The 956-nt window shown below is 46.2% G+C and carries 1 protein-coding gene; it reads left to right on the plus strand.

Annotated features, from left to right (window positions below; translation table 11 throughout):
* Positions 1 to 582: LysR substrate-binding domain-containing protein (locus A3735_RS03205; protein WP_197473232.1), on the plus strand; the 582-nt coding region annotated here is incomplete at its 5' end.
* Positions 583 to 956: the final 374 nt, after the last annotated feature.

Genomic DNA, 956 nt, shown 5'->3' on the forward strand with positions numbered 1-956 from the left:
CTGAATCAACCTGTACTATATGATGTGCTGTCTGACTTTCTGGCCGAACACGAAAATGTAGAAGTTGATCTAATTGAGTGCGTACTTAACGGCGGCTGGGAAGCACTTGAGCAAGACCGCGTAGAACTCCTTGTCGGCGCGCCAGGACCGGTACCATTACAAAAAGGCTTCCGCGCAATTCCACTAACAGACACCGACCTAATACCGGTTATTGCCACGTCCCATCAACTTGCTGAACTCGCCTTAGATACACAGAGGCTCACCGAAATACTGCCTAAGTTAAGACGCGTTGTTACCCATGACACCTCAATACTGGAGGTGTCGCGCAGCGCCGGGCTCACAGATGCAGGGAAAACCTTTTATGTACAAACCATGGATCAAAAGGTCGAAGCCATATTAGCAGGTATAGGTATTGGTCACTTGCCGCGAAAACGTATTCACCAAGCCATTGAGAGTGGCAAGCTGAAGGAGCTTAAGCTTGCTAAGGTAAATAATCATGAATGCTTTATGGCATGGAAACTCAGCAATAAAGGCAAAGGTCTGCAGGCATTAACTCAATTACTGGCCACTGCAAAGTGGTAGGTGACAGCGTCAGACCAACCAAGCACTCCCCTCCTTCAGTAGGGCTTCTCAGACTAGAAGTATAAAAAAAGCCCCGAAGTCTCGAAAGACTCCGGGGCACAACTCCCTTCATTTTGACTGATCCGCCTGCTCTAGAACAGCCAATATGTTATTTACCAAAGTACAGATTGATAAATACAAGGGTTAGGCTAAGTTGAAATCCTTACTTATTGATCCTCTACACGCTGGTGGTTGAAGAAAACACCACCGTCACCAAAGGCCGAGCTGATAAACTCAGAACTTAGGCGAATCGTACCAACTTTCTTAGCACTATCACGACGAGATTTCGCATACTTCTTATGAAAATACGGGAAGATAGAAGTGCGAATTTTCTC

It is taken from the genome of Oleiphilus sp. HI0061 (assembly GCF_001635675.1).